17 protein-coding genes and 1 other annotated feature are annotated in these 20,684 nt (G+C 39.7%); of the genes, 6 read left to right on the top strand and 11 right to left on the bottom strand.

The features are described from left to right. The first annotated feature begins 235 nt into the window (after positions 1–235). Positions 236–838, top strand: a complete 603-nt coding sequence (gene rpsD / locus V7266_RS05350) for a 30S ribosomal protein S4 (protein WP_335466417.1) — start codon at positions 236–238, stop codon at positions 836–838. A gap of 46 nt (positions 839–884) precedes the next feature. Here the strand turns inward: rpsD and V7266_RS05345 are convergent, their stop codons facing one another. Next, positions 885–1,073: a DUF6954 family protein gene (locus V7266_RS05345; RefSeq protein ID WP_335466416.1), complete on the bottom strand. Its 189-nt coding sequence runs from the start codon at positions 1,071–1,073 to the stop codon at positions 885–887. Positions 1,074–1,170: 97 nt separating this feature from the next. Next, positions 1,171–2,427, bottom strand: a complete 1,257-nt coding sequence (gene tyrS / locus V7266_RS05340; RefSeq protein ID WP_335466414.1) for a tyrosine--tRNA ligase — start codon at positions 2,425–2,427, stop codon at positions 1,171–1,173. Positions 2,428–2,479: 52 nt separating this feature from the next. Continuing rightward, positions 2,480–2,701: a binding site (T-box leader), on the bottom strand. Positions 2,702–2,849: 148 nt separating this feature from the next. On the opposite strand from tyrS, the gene V7266_RS05335 reads away from it, so the two are divergent. Next, complete coding sequence (locus tag V7266_RS05335) at positions 2,850–5,660, top strand: transglycosylase domain-containing protein (RefSeq protein ID WP_335466413.1); 2,811 nt, start codon at positions 2,850–2,852, stop codon at positions 5,658–5,660. 28 nt (positions 5,661–5,688) lie between these two features. Here the strand turns inward: V7266_RS05335 and acsA are convergent, their stop codons facing one another. Further along, positions 5,689–7,407, bottom strand: coding sequence for an acetate--CoA ligase (gene acsA / locus V7266_RS05330; protein WP_335466412.1), 1,719 nt, complete (start codon positions 7,405–7,407; stop codon positions 5,689–5,691). 197 nt (positions 7,408–7,604) lie between these two features. Between acsA and V7266_RS05325 the strand changes: the two genes are divergently transcribed. The 3 genes from V7266_RS05325 to V7266_RS05315 all read left to right on the top strand — a co-directional run bounded on the left by V7266_RS05325 (position 7,605) and on the right by V7266_RS05315 (position 10,138). After that, on the top strand, positions 7,605–8,237 hold the full coding sequence (locus tag V7266_RS05325; RefSeq protein WP_335466411.1) for a GNAT family N-acetyltransferase: 633 nt from the start codon (positions 7,605–7,607) through the stop codon (positions 8,235–8,237). Positions 8,238–8,321: 84 nt separating this feature from the next. Continuing rightward, positions 8,322–8,969 carry an acetoin utilization AcuB family protein gene (locus tag V7266_RS05320; RefSeq protein ID WP_335466410.1) on the top strand — a complete coding sequence of 216 codons (648 nt, stop codon included), beginning with the start codon at positions 8,322–8,324 and terminating at the stop codon, positions 8,967–8,969. Further along, a complete protein-coding gene (locus V7266_RS05315; protein ID WP_335466408.1) occupies positions 8,966–10,138 on the top strand; it encodes an acetoin utilization protein AcuC in 1,173 nt (390 codons plus the stop codon). Before V7266_RS05320 ends, V7266_RS05315 begins: the two co-directional genes overlap by 4 nt. Before the next feature lie 39 nt (positions 10,139–10,177). Here the strand turns inward: V7266_RS05315 and ccpA are convergent, their stop codons facing one another. The 5 genes from ccpA to V7266_RS05290 all read right to left on the bottom strand — a co-directional run bounded on the left by ccpA (position 10,178) and on the right by V7266_RS05290 (position 14,179). Continuing rightward, positions 10,178–11,176 carry a catabolite control protein A gene (gene ccpA, locus V7266_RS05310; protein ID WP_335466406.1) on the bottom strand — a complete coding sequence of 333 codons (999 nt, stop codon included), beginning with the start codon at positions 11,174–11,176 and terminating at the stop codon, positions 10,178–10,180. 287 nt (positions 11,177–11,463) lie between these two features. Beyond that, positions 11,464–12,540: a bifunctional 3-deoxy-7-phosphoheptulonate synthase/chorismate mutase gene (locus V7266_RS05305; protein WP_335466405.1), complete on the bottom strand. Its 1,077-nt coding sequence runs from the start codon at positions 12,538–12,540 to the stop codon at positions 11,464–11,466. Positions 12,541–12,785: 245 nt separating this feature from the next. Further along, the gene (gene ytxJ / locus V7266_RS05300; protein WP_335466403.1) at positions 12,786–13,115 is read right to left on the bottom strand and encodes a bacillithiol system redox-active protein YtxJ; all 330 of its coding nucleotides are present in this window, start codon (positions 13,113–13,115) and stop codon (positions 12,786–12,788) included. A gap of 89 nt (positions 13,116–13,204) precedes the next feature. Beyond that, positions 13,205–13,696: a YtxH domain-containing protein gene (locus V7266_RS05295; RefSeq protein ID WP_335466401.1), complete on the bottom strand. Its 492-nt coding sequence runs from the start codon at positions 13,694–13,696 to the stop codon at positions 13,205–13,207. Positions 13,697–13,717: 21 nt separating this feature from the next. After that, positions 13,718–14,179, bottom strand: a complete 462-nt coding sequence (locus V7266_RS05290) for a DUF948 domain-containing protein (protein ID WP_335466399.1) — start codon at positions 14,177–14,179, stop codon at positions 13,718–13,720. A 211-nt stretch (positions 14,180–14,390) separates the two neighbouring features. Between V7266_RS05290 and V7266_RS05285 the strand changes: the two genes are divergently transcribed. Beyond that, the gene (locus tag V7266_RS05285; RefSeq protein ID WP_335466398.1) at positions 14,391–15,506 is read left to right on the top strand and encodes an aminopeptidase; all 1,116 of its coding nucleotides are present in this window, start codon (positions 14,391–14,393) and stop codon (positions 15,504–15,506) included. Between the two features lie 39 nt (positions 15,507–15,545). Here the strand turns inward: V7266_RS05285 and murC are convergent, their stop codons facing one another. From murC to V7266_RS05270, 3 genes are all read right to left on the bottom strand, one after another. Next, positions 15,546–16,844: a UDP-N-acetylmuramate--L-alanine ligase gene (gene murC / locus V7266_RS05280; protein WP_335466396.1), complete on the bottom strand. Its 1,299-nt coding sequence runs from the start codon at positions 16,842–16,844 to the stop codon at positions 15,546–15,548. Between the two features lie 228 nt (positions 16,845–17,072). Continuing rightward, positions 17,073–19,607, bottom strand: a complete 2,535-nt coding sequence (locus tag V7266_RS05275; RefSeq protein WP_335466394.1) for a DNA translocase FtsK — start codon at positions 19,605–19,607, stop codon at positions 17,073–17,075. A 158-nt stretch (positions 19,608–19,765) separates the two neighbouring features. Beyond that, positions 19,766–20,560, bottom strand: a complete 795-nt coding sequence (locus tag V7266_RS05270) for a DUF1444 domain-containing protein (RefSeq protein WP_335466392.1) — start codon at positions 20,558–20,560, stop codon at positions 19,766–19,768. Positions 20,561–20,684 lie beyond the last annotated feature (124 nt).

Raw genomic sequence — 20,684 nt, 5'->3', positions numbered from 1 at the left:
TTAAAAATATACTTGACTTATCGTGTATAAAAATCATATAATACTCTTTGTGTAAAATATATGCAGCCTATTGAGTTTACTTTTATTAGTCTCATTTTGTTCCTCAAACTTTTTGATGGTGCATCTTGTAACCCTTAGCTGCTAGGGCGAAGGTGCATGAAAACAAAATGTCTAGTAAAGAGTCTCATAACGGTTTTTATTTTACCCAAATAAAAACACTAAGGAGGAGTCATTCATGGCTCGTTATACCGGCCCAAGCTGGAAACTATCCCGTCGTCTTGGAATCTCTCTAAGCGGCACAGGTAAAGAATTAGAAAAGCGTCCTTACGCTCCTGGACAACATGGTCCAAACCAACGCAAAAAGCTTTCTGAATACGGATTACAATTACAAGAGAAGCAAAAGCTTCGTCATATGTATGGTGTAAATGAGCGCCAATTCCGTACTCTTTTCGAAAAAGCTGGCAAATTATCTGGTATCCACGGTGAAAACTTCATGGTTCTTCTTGAATCACGTCTAGATAACGTTGTTTACCGTTTAGGTCTTGCTCGCACTCGTCGTGCTGCTCGCCAGTTAGTAAACCACGGTCATATCCTAGTTAATGGTTCTCGCGTAGATATCCCATCATACCGCGTAACTGCAGGACAAACAATCAGCGTTCGTGAAAAATCACGTAACCTTGATGTAGTTAAAGAAGCAGTTGAAGTTAATAACTTTGTACCTGATTTCTTAACTTTTGATGCTGACAAGCTAGAAGGAACTTTCACTCGTTTACCAGAACGTTCAGAACTTCCAGCTGAAATTAACGAAGCACTTATCGTTGAGTTCTACTCTCGTTAATCTTTTTGAAAAAGCCCGCATACCAATTTGGCATGCGGGCTTTTTTTTATCTCTTATTAGACTTTATCAATGTTATTCGGTAACTAATACCTATAATTAGATAAAGGACGATGACGATTGCTGCCGTCCAAAGTCTTTCTTGCACGGAACCATCCGCGAGGAGAATTGGACCTACTCCGAAAAATGTTACAAGAGCAAGGAAAATAATAAAGAAAGAGTGTAAAAATATTTTCACTTCTTGCACCCCATTTTCTTCTTTTATAAATTAGACGGATTTTAATTGTCCTTTGTTACATAAAAAAAAGGCTTTGGAAATCCAAAGCCCTAACCTATTAATAGTTAATTAATGTGTACTTCTTTTTCCCTCTTCTAATAATCGTAAACTGACTTTCAATCCGATCTGTTTCCTGAAGGATATAGGCTGTGTCTGTCACCTTTTCCCCATTGACAGTTACAGCACCATTCGTGATATCCTCACGCGCCTGACGTTTAGATGGAGAAATTTTTGCGGCCACTAACAAATCCACTAAATTCTCTTCCCCTTCTTTTGCATCATAGGAAGGTACATCTTTAAATCCTTGCTTAATTTCCGCTGCAGATAGATTTTTCACTTCTCCGCTGAATAGTGCTTGAGAAATTTTAATCGCCTGCTGTAATGCTTCTTCACCATGAATAAGGCGAGTCACTTCTTCCGCCAAAGCTTTTTGTGCTTTACGAAGATGCGGTTCGTCTTGGACACTTTGTTCAAGGCTGTCAATTTCTTCATGAGAAAGGAAAGTAAAGTATTTCAAGTATTTCACTACATCTGCATCCGCTGTGTTAATCCAGAACTGGTAGAATTCGTACGGAGTGGTTTTTTCCGGATCTAACCAGACAGCACCGCCCTCCGTCTTGCCGAATTTAGTTCCGTCTGCTTTTGTAACAAGTGGAATCGTCAGACCAAATGCCTTTGATTCTTCATTATGCATTTTCCGGATTAATTCCAGTCCGGACGTGATGTTGCCCCACTGATCACTGCCGCCAATTTGTAATTTACAATTATGGTGGTCATATAAATGATTAAAGTCCATTGCTTGTAAAATCGTGTAGGTGAATTCAGTAAAAGAAATCCCGGTTTCAAGACGTGACGCAATGGTATCCTTGGCAAGCATGTAATTAACACCGATATGCTTACCGATATCACGCAAGAACGTCACGATATCCATAGAGCCGGCCCAATCATAGTTATTAACCATCGTCGCTCCATTTTCACCATCAAAGTCAAAAATAGAGGCAAGCTGTTTTTTAATGCCTTCCACATTCTCCTGAACGGTTTCCAAAGTAAGCAATTTACGCTCTTCACTTTTACCGCTTGGGTCTCCAATTAATCCAGTAGCACCGCCGACCAACACGATAGGCCGGTGACCATGCTGCTGAAATCTTCTCAGTGTAAGAAACGCAACTAAGTGCCCAATATGCAGGCTATTTGCAGTGGGGTCTACCCCGCAATAAAGCGAAATACTTTCCTTGCTTAATAAATCTTTTAGGCCCTCTTCATCTGTCTGCTGATAAATAATGCCTCTCCATGTTAGATCCTGTAATAAATCCATATTAAATCCCTCCAATTAACCTAAAAAAAATAAAAAACGCCCCTGCAAAAAATGCAGGGACGTATAGTTTACGCGGTACCACCCAGCTTGAGGAAAAAATCCTCCAACTCAACAAAATAACGGTTTAGACCGTTTTCCGCTACTAACCTAATGTGTTCACAGAAAAAGCTCAAGGATGTAATTCATTCTTCTATTTGTATCAGCTTGCACCGCCGCTGACTCTCTTTAAAACAGGGATAGAAGAACTACAGTTGATTCCCTTCACAGCTTTAAATATAAAATATGCTATAGCTCTTTTTACCATATTTCAACACGTCTGTCAAACAACGAACTGGAAATTTCAGAAAATGTAGAAGGTTGTCAGTTTTTGGGTCATCAATATGCTATAATGGAGGGGATTTTATAATGAGGTGATGCCCCGAATGAATGAAAAATTGCAAGCATGGATGGACAAGGCAAAATCCATAATAGACTTGATTACCCATAAAAAAACCGTAAAAGGTGCACGAATTACCTATCAGGTTGTTTGGAATTTAATTCTCCTTGTACTGACTGTTGTCATTCTAGGTGGGTCCTTTGCTACAGGTGTTGGTGCAGGCTACTTTGCCTCACTAGTTAAAGATGAACCCGTCCGCTCGTATGACAGTATGAAAAAGGATATTTATAACTATACCGAAACATCAGATCTATATTTTGCTAATAATGTCTACCTTGGCAGGCTCAGGTCTGATTTGGTCCGTGAAGAAGTTAAACTCGACCAAGTATCTACCGATTTAACCAATGCTGTAATAGCGACTGAAGATCAATACTTTTATCAGCATAAAGGGGTCGTTCCGAAAGCCGTTTTTCGAGCTCTCTTTCAAGAGGTGACAAATTCCTCTGTTCAATCTGGTGGAAGTACCTTAACACAGCAATTGATCAAAAATCAAATATTAACGAATGAAGTCTCCTTTCAGAGGAAAGCCAATGAAATTTTGCTTGCGCTTCGTTTAGAGAAGTTTTTCAACAAAAAAGAAATTTTAGAAGCATACCTCAATGTTTCTACCTTCGGAAGAAATTCTTCAGGTCAAAACATTGCCGGTGTTCAAGCTGCTGCAAAAGGGATTTTTGGTAAAAGCGCTAGTGATTTAACACTTCCGCAAGCAGCCTTTATTGCCGGCCTGCCGCAAAGTCCGTTTGGTTATACACCATTTACTAGAGAGGGTACAGTCAAAAACAACCTCGAACCAGGTCTTACTCGAATGAAAACCGTTTTAAAAAGAATGTTAGATGGCGGATACATCACTCAGCAGCAATATACCGAAGCTTCTGCCTACGACATCACAAAGGATTTTATCAAGCCCGTACCTAATCCGCTAGAAAAATACCCATGGCTTACATTCGAAATAGAAAAACGTTCTATCGAAACCCTTACCACTGTGCTGGCCAAAAAAGATGGCTACACAGAGAAGGATTTACAAAATGACGACACTCTTTTTTATAAATATAAAACAATAGCCAATCATGATCTGCACCAAAATGGCTATAAGATTTATACAACCATTGACAAAAATATTTATGATGCCATGCAGACAGTTAAGGATAATTATAAATACTACGGACCTGATAAAGCCGATGTAAGGAAGGATCCAGAAACCGGGGAAGAAACAACAGTAATGGAGCCGGTCGAAGTCGGGGCTGAGCTGATTGAAAACAAAACAGGTAAAATCATCAGTTTTGTTGCCGGAAGAAATTATGATAAACAGCAGCTTAATCACGCAACTAGTGCCGTTAGACAGAATGGCTCAACTATGAAACCGCTTCTAGTTTATGGACCGGCCATTGAGTTAGGTAAAGCATCACCTGGAACGCCGCTGCCTGATGTTGCACTAAGTCTAGCCTATGGACGAAGCACACCTTGGCCGCGTAACTATGATTTAAGGTATAGCGGGATTGTCTCTGCCCGTTATGCATTAGCTAAATCCTATAACGTACCTGCCGTTAAGCTCTATAAAGAAATAGTGAATCAACAACCAGCAAAATATCTTGAAAAGATGGGCTTTACTTCTCTTAAAAAGCCAGACTATACCAATCTTGCAACTTCGATTGGTTCAATGGAAACAGGGGTAACGATTGAGGAAAATACAAATGCCTTTAGTACATTTGCAAATGATGGGAAATTTATTGATGCCTATATGATTGATAAGATTGTCGATAAAGATGGCAAGACCATCTATCAGCATGAAGTGAAACCTGTTGATGTCTTTAAACCGCAAACTGCTTATTTAACACTTGATATGATGCGCGATGTTATCAAAATGGGGACTGCTTCTGGCGTGAGGAGTAAATTGAAGTTTAGTGCTGACTGGGCTGGTAAAACAGGAACTGGTAATGAGTATATCGATTCTTGGTTTGTTGCCACAAACCCTAATGTAACCTTTGGTATTTGGACAGGTTATGATACACCCAAATCATTAAAGACTTCTGGAATGTCCTATAGTCAGCGTACCAATAATTTATGGGCAGAGCTAATCAATGCCGCTTATGACATCAAGCCGGATCTGGTAGATCCAAAGGAATCTTTCCAGATGCCAGCTGGAATCGTAAAACGCTCTTATTGTGCTGTTTCCGGTATGCTGCCGTCTGCAGCTTGTTCTAAAGCCGGTTTAATCGAGAGTGATTATTTTAATGTCAATAATGTTCCAACCAGAGTAGATGATAGTTTAGTGGAAGGAAAATTTGTCACTATTGGGGATAAAAAATATCTAGCTTTGGACTCTACGCCAAAAGAGTTTGCACAGTTTGGTTTGGTTCTGAACCCAGACTTCATCACTCGAATGGTTGGAAGAAATTTCAAAAATTACAGTCAGTTAATTCCAAACAGGGGCCGTTGGGGAAAAGTACTGATTCCTACTGCCAAAATGGTCGATAACGGCAAATCTCCGGATGGAGTTACTCTTTCAGCAACCGGGAATACATTGTCTTGGTCAAAGTCAGCCGACAATGACATAGTCGGTTACAGAGTGTATCAAGGAGCTTCAAAGGTTGCCAGTATAAATAGCAGCTCAAAGCTTTCCTATAAGGCTGGAAGTGGAACCTATCACGTAGTGGCTGTTGACATTGCCGGCAAGGTATCAGCAGCTTCCAATTCGGTTGAAGTTGGAGCGGCTTCTCCACCTCCGACTGCTCCACCAGAACAGAAAGATAAAACCACCGTACAACCGAATCAGAAAAACAAAACAACCGCACCTTGATTGGTGCGGTTGTTTTATTTGCTTCAAATTAGTCTTCCATTGTAGAAAGATCGCCTGTCGGCAGATTCAATTCCCATGCTTTTAAAACCCGCCTCATAATTTTACCGCTTCTAGTTTTCGGTAATTTATCACGGAAATCAATTTCTCTAGGCGCAGCGTGAGCGGCAAGACCTTTTTTGACAAACTGTCTAATTTCCTCTTTTAATTCTTCAGATTCCTCAAAACCGTCTCGTAAGGCAACGAATGCCTTAATAATTTCACCGCGGACAGGATCTGGTTTTCCAATAACCCCTGCTTCGGCAACAGCTGGGTGCTCTACAAGTTTACTTTCTACCTCAAACGGACCGACACGCTCTCCGGCAGTCATGATGACATCATCAACCCGGCCTTGGAACCAGAAATAGCCATCCTCGTCCATATATGCAGAGTCCCCTGAAACATACCAATCACCCGGCATAAAATAGGATTCATATTTCTCTGAATTATTCCAGATCGTATGCATCATCGATGGCCAGCCTTTTTTAATGGCCAGATTCCCCATTCGATATGGAGGCAGTTCATTTCCTTGATTATCAACAATGGCCGCTTTTACTCCTGGCAGAGGTTTACCCATTGAGCCAGGTTTTATTTCCATGCAAGGATAGTTAGTAATGAGCTGGGCCCCAGTCTCCGTCATCCACCAGCTATCATGGATCCGCTTATTAAAAACCTTTACTCCCCATTTGACTACTTCTGGGTTTAATGGTTCGCCAACACTTAGGACATGTCGCAGACTGCTCAGATTGAACTTCTTAACAAGCTCATCTCCTGCTCCCATTAGCATTCTGAATGCAGTAGGTGCACTATACCAAACCGTAACACCAAAGTCTTCAATCATTTGATACCACGATTCAGGGCTAAAACGGCCTCCGACGATAACGTTTGAAGTTCCTGTTAACCAAGGTCCAAAGATACCATAGGATGTACCTGTCACCCAGCCAGGATCGGCAGTACACCAGTATACATCATCTTCTTTTAAATCTAAAACCCATTTTGCAGTTTGATAATGTTGAATCATAGCATTATGTACATGCAGTACCCCTTTAGGCTTTCCAGTAGAACCAGACGTATAATGGAGGATTAGGCCATCTCTGCGATCTACCCACTCAATCTTCAGTTCTTTGCTCGCCGACTTAAATTTCTCTAGGAAGTCAATCGTTACTCCTTGCTCTTGTACATTATTTCCAATAACAAAGATATGCTTTAGGGCCGGTAACTCTTGAACAGGGACACGTTCTAACAAATCGGGAGTTGTGACTAGGACTTTTGCTTCACTGTCTTGCAGCCTGTCTCGTACTGCTCCCTCCATAAATGCTTCAAATAATGGTCCGACGATGGCTCCAAGCTTAATCGCACCTAAAACAGTAAAGTAAAGTTCCGGAGAACGAGGCATAAAAATGAAAACACGGTCACCTTTTTCTACCTCACCATAGGTTTTTAACACATTTGCTGCCTTATTGGATAAATCCTTCATTTCCTTAAATGTGTACTTTTCATCTCTAGCACCATCACGGTAGTACAGGGCAATCTTATTTTTCCGGAAGGTTTCCACATGGCGGTCAATCGCCTCGTAAGCCAAATTCACAAGTCCTGTTTCGCTCCAAGAAAATTCTTTTTCAGCTTCTTTCCAATCAAAACGTTGGTACATTTCATCATAATCGACAAGATTATACTCCCCATGCACAACTGATAACGCTTCCACTTTCACCTAAATCTCCCCCTCATTTGCTAGTATGAGATTATTATAGTACAAACAAGAACTATTCACAATTTTAAAAATATTTTTTCTTGAATTTTATGGCTATTCGCCTATTTCCTTACAAAAAACTTTTTGAAATTTCTTTTTTTTAATAGTTTTTATGTATAATAGAATTAATAACTACCATCTCTCGAGTAGGTGAAAGTATGGAACACAAAAAGACATACAATGCCAAACAACTACAAACTCCCCATGGAAACATCATTATTGAAGGCCCTATTTCATCTGAACAATTGACTGAATATGATTTTCATCAAGACCTCGTGGCATTTCGGCAGCCTAAACAGCAGCACGAGGCGTTAATTGGAATTGCTGACCTGCCAGAAGGAAGAATTATTATCGCCAGGGATCAGCATACCATTGTTGGATATGTAACCTTTCTTTATCCTGATCCGCTAGAACGATGGTCTGAGGGTAACATGGATAATTTAATTGAATTAGGTGCCATTGAAGTCATTCCCAAATTCAGAGGCTGCTCCGTCGGCAAAAATCTCCTAGTCGTCTCCATGATGGATGAGGCAATGGAAGATTATATTACGATTACAACTGAATATTATTGGCATTGGGATTTGAAAGGTACAAAATTAAATGTCTGGGATTATCGAAAGGTCATGGAGAAAATGATGAATGCCGGCGGCCTAGAGTGGTATGCAACAGATGACCCAGAGATTTGCTCACACCCAGCCAACTGTCTAATGGCACGGATAGGAAAAAGAATAGGAGCTGATTCCATTCAACAATTTGACCGGCTTAGATTTATGAACCGATTTATGTACTAAAAGCGAAAGCGATCATTAACGAAGTTCACTAGCTGCTGGAAGCTGATCCAGAAAGCTTAATCTTTTTGTTTGAGGGTGATTTGAATGATAGTAGAAGAAATCATGAAGACAGATGTCGCCGTCCTTTTCCCCAATGATACGATTGCAGATGCTATCCGTTTAATGGATACACGAAAGATACGCCACATTCCAATTATAGATCAAGACAGGCATTTACAAGGCCTGATTACCATAGCAAAAATAAGAGAAGCAACTCCCTCCATTTTTCACGCTAATGAACATCCCGAAGATTTAATCAAACCACTAGAAACCATTATGGAGAAAAATGTTATCACCGGGCATCCACTAGATTTTGTTGAAGAAGCTGCCGGTCTGTTTTATGAACATAAAATCAGCTGTATCCCTATTATTCATGATGGAAAACTAGTCGGGATCGTTACGGAAACCGATTTACTTCGGACAATGGTTGAGTTAACAGGCGCACACCAGCCAGGCTCTCAAATCGAAATCAAGGTACCGAATCTTGCCGGAGTACTCAGTGATATTACAGCTGTGATAAAAAAGAAAAACGCGAATATTCTAAGTGTCCTCGTTTACCCAGACAAAAAGGATGATCATTATAAAATACTTGTCTTAAGAGTGCAAACCATGGATCCGACAGCACTTATTCAAGAACTCAAACACGAAGGCCATCAAGTCTTATGGCCTAACCTCCCGGGTATATCTCTATGAGTGATCAGTGCTCCTTTATTTTTTCAGAAGAACTCTTAAAGTATAAATTTAATGACAATCATCCTTTTAATCAATTCCGGCTTCAATTAACGGTGGACCTATTACAAAAAATAAATGCTTTAGCACATGAACAAATCGTACCGCCTAAGATGGCTACTGAAGAGGAATTAGCGCTAATCCATGACCCCAGCTACATAGAGGCTGTGAAAAAGGCTGGAGAGGGCACTCTTCCGAAGGAAATTGCCGAAAACTACGGGTTAGGAACTGAGGATACACCTGCATTCCCCCATATGCATGAAGCCAGTTCCTTATTGGTTGGCGGGACATTAATGGCAGTCGACCAAGTTATGACAGGTAAAGCTCTGCATGCCCTTCACCTTGGCGGGGGATTACATCACGGTTTCCGCGGTAAAGCTTCAGGATTCTGCGTCTATAATGATAGCTCGGTTGCGATTAGATACTTACAGGAAAAGTATCATGCCAGGGTATTATATGTTGATACTGATGCTCATCATGGTGATGGTGTTCAATGGTCGTTCTATGATGATCCAAGTGTATGTACCTTGTCGATTCATGAAACAGGAAGATATTTGTTCCCTGGAACGGGAAACATTAATGAACGGGGACAAGGTCTCGGGTACGGATACTCTTTTAACATTCCCGTTGACGCCTTTACTGAAGATGAGTCATGGCTTCAGGTCTACACACAATCGATCAAGGAAGTAGCTGAATTTTTCAAACCAGATGTCATTCTAACCCAGAATGGCGCTGACTCTCATTACTATGACCCCTTAACCCATTTATCAGCAACGATGAAGATTTATAGGGAAATCCCCAAGCTTGCTCACGAAATTGCCCATCAATATTGTAATGGCAGATGGATTGCTGTTGGTGGAGGGGGGTATGACATTTGGCGTGTGGTACCAAGGGCATGGGCACTAATTTGGCTTGAAATGACAGAAAATGCAAAAAGCTATGGACCGTTACCAGATGAGTGGATTAAACACTGGCAAAAATTTGCCCCTGTTCCCCTGCCATCTGAATGGGATGACCCTGAGGGGATCTATACTCCAATCCCAAGAAAAGCAGAAATAACCGAAAAGAATTTACTAACCCTTGAAAAAGCTCTTTTCCCTATTCGAAATCAACAAAAAGTTGAATCCAAATAAGAAACGGGTTGGCGCTTTATTAAGCGCCAACCCTTTTTTTTATTTTGTCGATTTACGGTGTTCAATCCGGTGTGGTAAAACAACGATAGAATCACTGGTCTTGTCTTTATTCATCAATTTAGTTAAAAGGCGCATGGATACTGCACCAATATCATATAACGGCTGAACAATTGTTGTCAGCTGCGGGCGCACCATTAGTGACAACCGAGTATTGTCAGAAGTAATAACTTCAAAATCTTCAGGGATATGGAAACCTTTGTCCTCTGCTCCATGAACAACGCCAAGTGCCATTTCATCAGAGCCAACTAAAATGGCTGTAGGCCTGTCTGCTGCCTCCAATAACTTTTCGAGGGCTTCAATACCAGAATCATACGTGTAGTCACCTTCAACAATCAGTTCTTCATTGTATGGAAGACCTGCGTCTTGAAGAGCTCTTTGATAGCCCTTTAATTTTTTTTGAGCATTTTTTGGCTCATGAAGAGGTCCCACAACGAAAGCAATGTGTTTATGACCTTTTTCAACGAATTCCTTCACACAATCATAGACTGCTGCTTCATAGTCAATGTTAACAGATGGTATTTGATTAGATTCTTCAATTGAACCGGCAAGGACAATCGGAACTGGGGATTTACCGAACTCTTCCACATGGTCAGCAGTAATATTTCCTCCCATGAAAACAATTCCATCCACCTGCTTGCCAAGCATCGTATTAAGTAAATGTAATTCTTTGTCTTTATTTTGGTCTGAATTACTTAAAATGATATTGTACTTATACATAGTCGCAATATCTTCAATCCCACGAGCTAACTCTGCAAAAAAGATGCTTGAAATGTCTGGGATAATAACTCCAACCGTAGTGGTCTTCTTACTAGCCAATCCTCTTGCTACGGCATTTGGACGGTAGCCTAATCTTTCAATTACTTCTAATACTTTTTTGCGTGTTACTGGTTTTACATTTGGGTTTCCATTGACTACACGGGAAACGGTTGCCATTGATACGTTAGCTTCCCTTGCAACATCATAAATCGTGATATTCACTTTTATACACTCTCCTAAAACGTTCATTGTTTTTTTTTATTTTACATCTGTTTGTAAAAAACTAGTCATGTTTATTTTTCTGGGTTAAATTTCTCTGTTTAACGACCATCCGCCTTGGTTGCTTGTGAGATAATAAACAATCTTCATATGTACCTAATGATACGACAACTAGTTTAAAGCCGCAATTGAAAAAGTCAATATTTTTTTAAAAACGTTCGTAAAAATTAAAAAACCTTCTACATTTCATTGTAGAAGGCCCTCAATTATTGTTTTGAGCGTTTGTGAGCTTAGATTCTAACAAAATTTGATGCAAGTAATTGGCTATAGAATTCATCAAATTGCTTAAGATCCATTTGCTGCTGAGCATCTGAAAGAGCTACGGCTGGATCCGGGTGAACTTCAGCCATTACTCCGTCTGCCCCAATCGCAATAGCAGCTTTCGCACATGGAAGTAATAAATCTCTTCTACCGGTTGAATGAGTAACGTCCACCATAACTGGTAAATGTGTTTCTTTTTTCAGAATAGGAACAGCTGAAATATCTAATGTATTTCTTGTTGCACGTTCGTACGTTCTGATTCCACGCTCACAAAGGATGATTTGGCCATTTCCTTGTGCCATAATGTACTCTGCTGCATTGATGAACTCTTCAATTGTAGCAGCAAGACCTCTTTTTAAAAGAATAGGCTTATTAACCGCGCCAGCAGCTTTTAAAAGCTCAAAGTTCTGCATATTACGGGCACCAATTTGAATGACATCAATGTAATCACAAGCCATCTCAATATCTGCTGGGTTAACGATTTCACTGATGACTGCCATATCATATTCGTCAGCTACACGTTTTAAGATTTTTAACCCCTCTACGCCTAGACCCTGGAAATCATATGGAGAAGTTCTTGGCTTATATGCCCCTCCTCGAAGAAGCTTTAATCCTTTTTCTTTCATTGCCTTTGCTACAGTGGCTACCTGCTCATAGGACTCAACAGAACAAGGTCCAAAAACAAAGTGTTGTTTTCCATCCCCGATATTTTCACCCTTCAATGAAACAATCGTATCTTCAGGTTTTTTCTTTCTCGATACAAGTAAGGCCTTTTCATGATCATCCTTCTGTAGGTCTAGCCCTGCTTTAAAAATTTCCTTAAAAAGATGGTCAATGGTTGAATCCTCAAATGGTCCATCATTATGTTCTTTAATTACTTCAAGCATTTTTCTTTCGCGGACTGGATCGTAGCGGTAAACTCCCTGATTTCCTTTAACTCGTCCTATCTCTTGAACAAGTTGAGCTCTTTCGTTAATTAGTTTCAATAATTCCAAGTTAAGTTCGTCAACACGTGTCCTCAGTTGATCCAATTGATTATTGCTCATTATTCGCCCCGTCCTTCCATTTTGCAGATCATTTTCTTTTCAAAAATTAATGATTTACAAGCTTAAAGTTTAAAATTTTTTAATTTTTTAATAATTAGCTTTAGTATAGCTGAAAAATAATTTTTTGTCACTTATTTTTCTTTAACAATTAAACGCTTTTAAGCGCTAAAGTAAATTGGCTTATAATAGAGTAATATATGCCTGTTAAGTTTAAATGTTTCTTAAAAATTTAAATTCCATGAAGATTATTTTTCCACAAATGCATCGGCAAGGGAGCGGTTCGTAATTTTCCAATGAGAAGCATTCCAGCGGGCCATTCCTTCTGAAAATAAAATAGCCTGTGGTGATTCATGCTTAATTTCGAATCGTTCAGCAATTTCACTGGATAACGGACGTGAATCTTGAACGGCTAGGTAGTAAGTCGGAATCTCTTGATTGGCATCTGAAAACTTTTCATATTCTTTATAAGCGGCATGGCTGATTGGACAGGTTAAACTATGTTTCAAAAGGTAAAATGTTCCTTTTGATTTCATTAAATCATCAAATTGTTGAATTGTATCAATTTTCGCTAGCATTTTCTTATACCTCCAAAGGGTCAAAAAATAAATAAATGGTGAAGTAATTTTAACACTTCACCATTTTTATCACAAATATAAATCACTTATTAAAATTTCACTTTACTTTCTTCTTCATCAAATGCTTTTTGTGCTTCCTCTAGTTTTTTCCTTATATCATTGCTATCCAGAGATTTTGAATCTGAAGTTTTCTTCGATGAAAATTCATTCGACCCATGAATGGGTATGTAGGTTGCTTCGGAGTCTTCACTATTTTCATCCTTGTGGGAGGTTTTACTTTTAACTTTATTAACTAGTTCTGAGGATTGCAGAACGATTCCCTGAGAAATAGATGATGTTTTTGACACCAGTTCATTACTTTTAGCCACTACGTTCTCCCTTAAATTAGCAGTTTTATCCATAATAGAATCTGCTTGACTGCCTAGTGAAGAACGAAGCTCCCGCCCAGCCTTAGGAGCAAAAAGCAAGGCCGCAGCGGCTCCCACTACTCCACCAATTATTGCACCCCATAGGAAGGTGCTGGAAGCTCCCTCATTTCCGCTTTGATTCGTTTCCCGTGATTCGTATTCTCGACTAGTCATGTTCTTTCCTCCTTTGCTTTGTTAGTGTGACCTTACCCGTTGTCTCTCACTTACATTTTCTTCTTGTTTAGACTGCTTCCTAGTTTGCCACTTTTCTTTTAATTCGAAGAAAATATTCCCCCATTGAACAATTTGTGAGATTTTCTCTTTACTTTCTTCCACTTGCTGATCAACTGATTGGGTAATATTTTGCAGTGTCCCATTAAACTTGGACACTGTAGTGCCAACATCTTTTACGGCCTCAACCACGCTATTAAGATTTTCAGATTTTTGCTGAATATCTTCTGCTAGTGCGTTTGTTTTTTGTAATAGTAAGGTTGTTTCCGTTGTCACACCGTCTAATTGTTTCTCTAATCCACTCAATGTGTGTGAAACGCTTGTTAGTGTAACCTGAAGTGATTTAAGTGTTCTTGATAAATAGATAACCAGTATAAAAAATGCTATGGCTACCAAGGCTACGCTTAAGTATAAAATAATTTGCATGATCCACCTCCGCCTCAAATCCTATCCATATGTATAACCTATTCTTTTTAGATATAAACCTCGAAATAATCTTATACTACTTCCATAAATTTGTCCTGTTTTCCTGCTATTTGTTAAAAAAATAACCTAATCCAGACTATGGTTTCAACTTTCTAGTGATGTTCGGGTACAATAGAATTGAAATATATATTTTCTAGTTGGAGGCGTTATTGTGAAGGATCCTCGTATCGAGAAGCTTGCTAGAAATTTAATTAATTATTCTATCCAACTTCAAAAAGGAGAAAAGGTGCTGATTGAAAATTTTGGTCTTCAGCGGGAACTTGTTACCGCACTAGTGAAGGAAGCTTATGCTGCAGGCGGTTATCCCTTTGTCCTGTTAAAAGACCATCAAGTGGACCGTTCACTTTTAATGGGTGCACAAGAAGAACAATTTAACATGATGGCTGAGTTTGAAGCTAACGTCATGCGTAAGATGGATGCATACATAGGACTGCGCTCCGGTAATAACATTAGTGAACAATCTGATGTTCCGGATGAAAAAATGAAAATACACGGCAATACGATTGGAAAGAAGGTGCACCGGGACATTCGTGTTCCTAAAACAAAATGGGTTGTCCTCAGATACCCAACCTCTTCCATGGCTCAATTAGCTAAAATGAGTACAGAAGCATTTGAAGACTTTTACTTTACGGTATGTAATTTGGATTATGCAAAGATGGACCAAGCTATGGACAGCCTGGTAGAATTGATGAATCGGACAGATAAGGTTCGGATTACTGGGCCTGGAACTGACCTTCATTTTTCCATAAAAGACATTCCAGCGATCAAATGTGCAGGCAGATTAAATATCCCTGACGGTGAAGTATATACCGCACCAGTAAGGAATTCAGTTAACGGAGTTATTACCTATAATACACCATCGCCATATCAAGGCTTTACGTTTGAAAATGTGAAATTAACCTTTCAGGATGGCAAGATAGTAGAGGCAGAGTCAAATGATACAAGCCGGATCAATAAAATCTTTGATACAGATGAGGGGGCCCGCTTTGTCGGTGAATTCGCAATCGGGGTGAATCCATTTATCCTTTCTCCGATGCAAGATATCTTATTTGATGAAAAGATAGCCGGCAGCTTCCATTTTACTCCGGGTCAATGCTATGATGATGCATTCAATGGCAACCATTCCAATATCCATTGGGATATGGTCAATATCCAGCGCGGGGAATATGGCGGCGGAGAAATCCATTTTGATGATGTCCTAATCCGTAAAGATGGCTTATTTGTTCTGCCAGAACTAGATGTACTAAATCCAAATAACCTAAAGTAATGCAAAAGGATGCCAAAAAACTGGCATCCTTTTTCTCACTTATGACATTTGTTTTTCATAGGATTCCTGGAACTTTTGAATATCTCCAGCACCCATGAAAATAATGACACTATTCTCATACTTGTTTAAAACGGAAGTGTTTTCTTCTGAAAGGACTTCAGAACCCTCAATTTTGTCTTGTAAATCCTTAATTGAAAGCTTGCCATGATTTTCCCTGGCAGACCCAAAAATTTCACATAAATACGTTTTATCAGCCTGTCTTAAGCTTTCTGCAAAATCCTCTAAAAAGGCTTGAGTTCGCGAAAATGTATGAGGCTGGAAAACAGCAATTATCTGTTTATCTGGATATTTTTGCCTTGCTGCATCAATAGTCGCCTTAATTTCGGTTGGATGATGTGCATAATCATCAATTAAAATTTGCGTACCAACTCTTTTTTCAGAGAACCGTCTTTTAACACCCTGGAACGTTTGTAAATGTTCCTTAACGACTTCTACATCCATTTCCTCGTAATGGCATACCCCGATGACAGCCAGTGCATTAAGTACACTGTGATCACCAAAGGTAGGAATGGAAAACTTGTCATAATAAGTATTGCGAATAAACACTTCAAAGCTTGTTCCATGAGTTGTCTTTACTACGTTCTTGGCCTGATAATCGTTTTCATCTCCAAATCCGTAGAAGAGAACCGGAACCTTTGCCTGAATTTTTTGAAGCTGCTCATCATCACCATAGGCAAAAATACCTTTTTTAACCTGCACGGCCATTTCTTGAAACGCAGAAAAAACATCATCAATATTGGCAAAATAATCCGGGTGATCAAAATCAATGTTTGTCATGATCGCATAGTCAGGGAAGTACGATAAGAAATGTCTTCTGTATTCACATGCTTCAAAGACAAAATACTCTGCCCCTTCCTCGCCCTTGCCTGTTCCATCACCAATTAAAAACGATGTTGGCTTTGCCCCTGCGATAACATGAGAAAGCAATCCTGTTGTAGATGTTTTTCCATGAGCGCCTGTTACGGCAATACTTGTAAAGTTTTGCATGAAATCGCCTAAAAAACGATGGTACCTTATGATAGGAAGTCCAAGTCTCATTGCCTCTTGTATTTCCTCATGAGTATCGGGAAAAGCATTCCCCGCAATGATAGTCATGCCTGGCTTAATATTCTCCTTTTGAAAGGGAAGAATCGTGATCCCTGATTGTTCAAGGGCCAGTTGTGTAAAAAAGCGCTTTTCGACATCGGAGCCCTGCACCTGAAATTTCATATCATGAAGAACTTGTGCGAGTGCACTCATTCCAGACCCCTTTATACCTACAAAATGGTAAATAGTCATAGAAGAACCTCCAACCAACGTAATACTGTTAAACAGTATATGAAATCTGTCTGTAATTGCTAATCAGTATGTAAGCACACGTTGTTTTATTATTATTAAGAAATCAATTCAATATTATAGCACTGTTTAGTTATAAAAACTATTTGTTACTTTTTGACATAATCATTGTATTCTTTATTAACTTAACTTTCCACATTAATAAAGAATACAGAAGATTAACCAATATTACTAGTCTTGCATAGATTCTAAATCAGCTTCCGTTATTAAAACGTCCCGTGGTTTGCTTCCGTTTGCACTCGTAATATAACCGTTTTGTTCGAGCATATCCATTAATCTTGCGGCTCGGTTATAGCCAATTTTGAAGCGGCGCTGCAGGCTTGAGGTAGAGGCACCGCCATTATGGACAATAAACTCACAGGCATCATAAAACAATTCGTCCTCTTCCTCAATCACTTGTGCCTTTTTTAATAGTTCTTCTTGCTCAAATAGGTAATCAGGCTCCTGCTGCTCTCTTACGTGAGCGACCACAAGATCGATTTCTTCGTCCGAGACAAACGTTCCTTGCAAGCGGACCGGCTTAGATGAACCATTTTCTAAAAACAGCATATCTCCCCGTCCAAGGAGTCTTTCAGCTCCACTAATATCAATAATCGTTCTTGAATCGACTTGAGAAGATACAGAAAAAGCAATTCTTGTTGGAATATTTGCCTTAATTAAACCGGTAATGACATCAACGGATGGTCTTTGGGTTGCCACGATCAGGTGGATACCGCAAGCCCTTGCCTTTTGAGCGATCCGGCAAATAGCTTCCTCCACATCAGCTGGTGACATCATCATTAAATCGGCAAGCTCATCAATAATAATCACAATGAACGGCAATTTATCAGAGTATCGTTTATGCTGAACAGCTAATTCGTTAAAGCGGTTGATATCTCGGACTCCTGTATGAGCAAATAGTTCATAGCGGCGCTCCATTTCATCCACTGCCCATTTTAACGCCGCTGTCGCTGCCTTCACATCGGTAATAACAGGGCTGACTAAGTGTGGAATCCGATTATAAGGTGCAAGTTCTACCATTTTCGGATCAATTAGCAATAGCTTTAAATCTTCAGGACGAGCTTTATATAACAAACTAACCAAAATGGAATTAATACAGACACTCTTTCCGGATCCAGTTGCCCCTGCAATAAGTCCGTGCGGCATTTTTTTTAAATCCGTAACAATAGGTTTTCCAGCAATATCCAGTCCTAGGACAGCCGTTAAAGGGGAAGCGGATTCTTTAAAAACACTGCTTCCAATAATTTCGTTTATTAAAACAGGTCTGGATTTTTGGTTTGGCACCTCTATCCCTATGGTATGTTTTCCGGGAATAGGAGCCTCAATCCGGATATCCCTTGCGGCAAGACTTAATTTAATATCATCACTTAAATTAGTGATTTTATTTACTTTTACCCCCGGTTCAGGCTGTACTTCAAAGCGGGTAACAGATGGACCCTGGGTCACATTCACGACACTTGCCCCTACGTTAAAGTTCTTAAGGGTCAGATTCAATAGCTCCTTCTGCCCCTCAATCCAGTCTGCATCAAGTACCTCTGTTACAGGAGGGCTTAACAAATTGGAAGTTGGCATTATATAGAATTCTTCATTCTGTACTGCCTCACGTACTGTCGTCATTTCGATTACTGGAACATCTTCCACTACTGTATTCACTTGCTGACGATACGGCTCTGGTGAAAGCTCCCTTTTCCGCATTCTTTCTTCCCATTTTTGTTTATCTTGCTTAAGCATCATGACATTAAAAGGCAAGCGAGACCTTGCTGCCGGAGGAGCTTGCGTTTCAAAACCTGCCTCATCTTCTTTTGTCTGATCTAGTTGATGGTCCTCTATCTCAAAAGCGGATTCAATCGTTACAGTCTGGACATTTTCTTTTAATCCAGGTTCACTAAATTCAGCTTGAACGCTTGCCCCTAAAATAAGTTCAATCGCTTCGGCTTGAACATCTTCTTTAAAAAGAGACTCAACATCTTGGGATGGAACATCTTCCTTTACTGCAGACTCAATTTCTTCGGTTTGAACCAATTCTCCGAATATAATCCCCTTAGTTTCGGCTTGATTATTTTCCTCAAGTCTAAGTTCATTAGGCATGGCTTGCTTATATTCTTCTTGTTCAGAAGAAACGGACTCCTTCTTAATCACCTGGATTTGATTCATTTGATTGTTAAGAGTTTGTTTTCTAAGGTCATACCTATCGCTTTCAAGAAGCACTTTGTTTAGACTAGGGTTTATTCCAATGGTTTTGTTCAACTGTTCATCCAGTTCATCATTTAAAAAATCACTTAATTCATGTTCAACAATGCTAGCTTTCCTTTGCGGCCTGTTAAAACCGAAAACAGGTGAAGGGATTTCGGTTGGATGAAACGGGCTGCGCGGGCGTGATTTTTGCTCTTTAACGACTGGCTGTACCTTTGGAAGATCAGGTGGAATTTTAGTATTTTCTACTGGTCTACTTTTTTTCGGTGATTCCACTAACCGCTTTGGCCGGCTCGTTATTGGCCTCTGAATCGATTCTTTAATTTTAGCAGGCGGGCTATCTCCCTTTGGATATTGATACGCTATTCTGGTATCTAAATCCTTTAAGCTATCATATTGACTGATGGTAACGTGATTATCTAACTCCCTATTCCGGAAATAATCAGTAATTTTGTTATCCTCATCATCATCTTCTTTCCTTAACTTTTGGAAAAAGTTTTGGATCCAACTCAAAACTATCACTCTTTCTTGTTCATCTATCATTCTATTTTATCAGTTTTTCCTATTTTATCGACACAAATCTTGAGAATGAGTCGAAATATGTTGGAATTGGATATAAATAGGAAAGTTTCCATGAAAAAAGACCACTCGATGTGATCCTTTTCAAGGTGTTATTTATTTTTCCCTAGGATAAAGATTGGCTCTAATTCACCGTTCTCATATAAAAATGACAAAGCGGTAATCGGCACTCTTCCATTCGCAAAGAAACTCATGGCCATTTGGGCAATCACATCATAGCCCCTGTCATTGCGGATATCCGCAATAATTAATACATCTTGATGCGGTACAGACAGCACCATGGTTCCTGTAATCCGCTTTTCCATCTCATTAAGAAAGCCTTTATTTAAGATCCTGCTGGCATCGTAGCCATCATTGGTATTAAGGAAATAAAAGACATTCCCAGCTACTTGATCTTCCTTTATAGGAGTGGGGAGGGATCTAACATTAAATAACGCCATTTCCTTAATATTGTTAGCACTCCATCCCTCTTTGATCATGATTCGAGTATCAATCAAACGATAAGTATTCCCCATATCAATCGCATAATAAATTTTGGTTTCAGCGGTATGTTCTTCCGTCAGAAACGGCACACCTTCTTCTGCTTCTGCTGGAAAGGAAGCAGATCGAATGACAGGAAAAATCTGTTTGAGCTGATCTTTCAGGTCAGCAGTGGTCTCCATGGCATTTAAACCTTCTTGAACATAATAAACGATTTCATCGATAGCCTTTTCTTTTTCAACATGCCATTTTGCGATAACGCCTGGCAAGGTGATACTGATTCCTTTTCCAGTCGATTTACTTTCGATTCGCAACTGATCTTTTTCCCTGTCATACGCAATCAGTCTATCATCCGATGCCAAACGTGCCTCTAATTTCTGGCGCATCAGTCTACTGTCCATTTTCATGTAATACCTCCGTGATAAAAAGCTATCATTCATTTTACAATAAGGCTGTGTAAAAGGGTGTTGTTGGTTTTAGGAACGATGTTGATTGGAGCGGAAGCGCTCGACTCCTGTGGGAGTACGGGGC

This window comes from Neobacillus drentensis, assembly GCF_036965645.1.
Taxonomy (GTDB): Bacteria; Bacillota; Bacilli; order Bacillales; family Cytobacillaceae; genus Neobacillus; species Neobacillus drentensis_D.
Note: the sequence above shows the minus strand (reverse complement) of the source record. Positions and strands in the feature narration are given on the sequence as shown.

Bases quoted from the DNA above. Each gene is read 5' to 3' on its own strand.
- V7266_RS05320 (WP_335466410.1), top strand. From the start codon at position 8,322: ATGATAGTAGAAGAAATCATGAAGACAGATGTCGCCGTCCTTTTCCCC.
- V7266_RS05290 (WP_335466399.1), bottom strand. From the start codon at position 14,179: ATGCAAATTATTTTATACTTAAGCGTAGCCTTGGTAGCCATAGCATTT.
- tyrS (WP_335466414.1), bottom strand. From the start codon at position 2,427: ATGGATTTATTACAGGATCTAACATGGAGAGGCATTATTTATCAGCAG.
- V7266_RS05305 (WP_335466405.1), bottom strand. From the start codon at position 12,540: ATGAGCAATAATCAATTGGATCAACTGAGGACACGTGTTGACGAACTT.
- V7266_RS05295 (WP_335466401.1), bottom strand. From the start codon at position 13,696: ATGACTAGTCGAGAATACGAATCACGGGAAACGAATCAAAGCGGAAAT.
- rpsD (WP_335466417.1), top strand. From the start codon at position 236: ATGGCTCGTTATACCGGCCCAAGCTGGAAACTATCCCGTCGTCTTGGA.
- V7266_RS05325 (WP_335466411.1), top strand. From the start codon at position 7,605: ATGGAACACAAAAAGACATACAATGCCAAACAACTACAAACTCCCCAT.
- V7266_RS05315 (WP_335466408.1), top strand. From the start codon at position 8,966: ATGAGTGATCAGTGCTCCTTTATTTTTTCAGAAGAACTCTTAAAGTAT.
- V7266_RS05335 (WP_335466413.1), top strand. From the start codon at position 2,850: ATGAATGAAAAATTGCAAGCATGGATGGACAAGGCAAAATCCATAATA.
- ytxJ (WP_335466403.1), bottom strand. From the start codon at position 13,115: ATGCTAGCGAAAATTGATACAATTCAACAATTTGATGATTTAATGAAA.
- V7266_RS05270 (WP_335466392.1), bottom strand. From the start codon at position 20,560: ATGAAAATGGACAGTAGACTGATGCGCCAGAAATTAGAGGCACGTTTG.
- murC (WP_335466396.1), bottom strand. From the start codon at position 16,844: ATGACTATTTACCATTTTGTAGGTATAAAGGGGTCTGGAATGAGTGCA.